General features: G+C 40.8%; 2 protein-coding genes. Both read left to right on the plus strand.

Going from position 1 to position 2704, the window contains the following annotated elements:
• Positions 1-167 precede the first annotated feature (167 nt).
• Complete coding sequence (pgl, locus tag ACY10D_RS10280) at positions 168-890, plus strand: 6-phosphogluconolactonase (protein WP_487000643.1); 723 nt, start codon at positions 168-170, stop codon at positions 888-890.
• 15 nt (positions 891-905) lie between these two features.
• A complete protein-coding gene (gene pgi, locus ACY10D_RS10285) occupies positions 906-2534 on the plus strand; it encodes a glucose-6-phosphate isomerase (RefSeq protein WP_487000644.1) in 1629 nt (542 codons plus the stop codon).
• The last annotated feature ends 170 nt before the right edge of the window (positions 2535-2704 follow it).

A 2704-nucleotide genomic window follows, 5' to 3' on the forward strand; every position in this document is an offset into this window, starting at 1 on the left:
CTTTCAGACTTTACAAGGAGAAGAATTAAATGAATAGAAAAGATCCCTATAAACCTATGCTTTGCAAGAGGGGTGCTTAAGCTTGCGAGGCGGGGTGTTGAGGTAAAAAAGTGCGTAACACCAATGAGTTAGGAAGTTTAAAAATAAGAAATAATTTGAGGAAATCAATGTCATATATTATCTATCAGGAGCAAGAAGATATCGCTTATGCGATGTTTGACAAGCTAGTCACATTGTCACACTCGACACAAGATTGTGTGCATATTGCATTATCAGGTGGTACAACACCTAAGAGTATCTTTGAGCTGATTAATCAACTAGGGCAATCCACGGCAATCAATTGGCAGAAGCTTCATTTTTGGTGGTGTGATGAGCGTTGTGTCGATTTTACGGATAAAGAAAGTAATTTCGGTGAGGCCGATAGGTTATTGTTTGCAAGTGTTGGTATCCCAAGGGAGAATTTACATCCAATGCAAGGCGATATTTCACCTGAACAAGCCGCCCTTAACTATGTTAGCCAGTTAAAAAAGCATGTACCACAAATCGATGGCGTGCCGCAGTTTGATTGGGTATGGTTAGGTATGGGTGATGATGGGCATACCGCATCTTTATTTGTCAATGGTGTGCCATTATCATCAGATAAATGGGTTGAGGTTGCCGTGCATCCAAGCACAAAGCAAACACGGATTACCTTGACACTTAAAGTACTTAACAATGCCAAAGCGATTGACTTCTTAGTGACAGGTGAAAACAAAGCCACTATGTTAGCTAAGGTATTTGATTGCGAGAGTGTGACGATAGATTATCCGGCTAAAGCGGTGAATCTCACAACTGGGCGCTTAGTTTGGCATATTGATCAGACCGCTGCCAGTGAATTGGATAAGGGATAAGAGCAAGGAATTAAAATGAATCAACATATAAGACAGCAGTTAGAGCATTTGCTGAAGACGGATTATTCAAGCTTAGATATCAAACGTTTATTTAAAGCAGATGAAGATCGATTTAATAAATATCATTTGCAGGTTGATAGTTTATTATTGGATTATTCAAAAAATAAGTTAACGGATGATATCTTAGCGACACTTTTTGAGTTGGCTCGTGATGCAAAGGTTGAGAAGTATCGCGATAAAATGTTTGCTGGAGAGAAGATTAATACCAGTGAGCATCGCGCTGTATTGCATACTGCATTGCGTGATTTCTCTGATCAAGCGATTATGGTCGATGGTGTTGATGTTAAACCTGAAATTATCAAAGAGCGTTTGCGTGTCAAAGCGTTGGTTGAAAAAGTCCATACTGGGCAATGGCGTGGGCATTCAGGCAAAGAGATCACTGATGTTGTTAATATTGGTATTGGTGGCTCTGATTTGGGACCTAGAATGGTGGTTGAGGCGTTAGCACCTTATCACTTAAACAAAACACAGGTGCACTTTGTCTCAAATGTTGATGCTCAATCTATTTTGAGTATTACCACCAAGCTTAATCCTGAGACCACGTTGTTTATTGTGGCATCTAAATCATTTACCACACAAGAAACCTTGATGAATGCCATGACTGCACGCAAATGGTTACTTGAATTCTACAAACAAGATCAAGCCGCCGTGGCTAAGCATTTCGTCGCGGTATCCAGTGCACTTGATAAAGTAGAGGCTTTTGGCATTGATCTTGATAACTGTTTCCAAATGTGGGATTGGGTCGGTGGACGCTATTCGCTATGGTCCTCAATTGGCATGGCGATTGTATTTGCGATTGGCTTTGATCATTTTGAAGACTTATTAAAAGGGGCTTTTGCGATGGATAGCCACTTCAAAAGTGCGCCATTGACAAAGAATATGCCGATTATTATTGCTTTGATCGCAACTTTATATAGTGATTTCTATTACACGCAATCACAGGCGATTTTGGCGTATGATGAGCGTTTGCGCCATTTGGTTGATTATTTGCAGCAAGCAGATATGGAAAGCAATGGCAAGTCATGCAAAAAAGATGGTAGCTTAAGCTCTGAGCAAACAGGTGTCGTGCTCTGGGGAGGTGTCGGTACTAATGGCCAGCATGCGTTTCATCAGCTATTACATCAAGGTAATGTTATTGTGCCTGCTGATTTTATTGCAATTAAAAAGCCTCACCATTCCTTGAAAGATCATCATCAAGCACTATTGGCTAATTGCTTGGCACAATCGCAAGCTTTGATGCAAGGTAAATCATTAGATGACGTCATTGATGAGCTCAAAGCACAAGGATTAGCAGAGAATGAGATCAATACATTAGCACCGCAAAAAGTCATTGCGGGCAATAAGCCAAGCAACACGATAGTTATTGATGAGCTAAGCCCGCATGCATTAGGTGAGTTGATTGCCTTATATGAGCATAAAATATTTGTCCAAGGTATTTTGTGGGGAATCAACAGCTTTGATCAGTGGGGAGTGGAGCTAGGTAAAGCCTTAGGTAAGCCGATTTTAACAAGCTTAGAACAACAAGATTTTGATAATGAGAATTATGACAGTTCAACAAAGGGCTTGCTCAAATATATTTCTTAGTAACTGAGGTTACGCACTTTTTCTATTCTAACACCCCGCCTCGCAAGCTCGGCACCCCTCTTGAAAAGAGGGGAATTAAAATCACCCTCGCCTAATTCCCCTCTTTTCAAGAGGGGTGGCAGCCGTAGGCTGACGGGGTGTTTATAAAATCATAGTTTTTTCTAAAGTGC

The sequence above is a fragment of the Cysteiniphilum sp. genome, assembly GCF_057495195.1.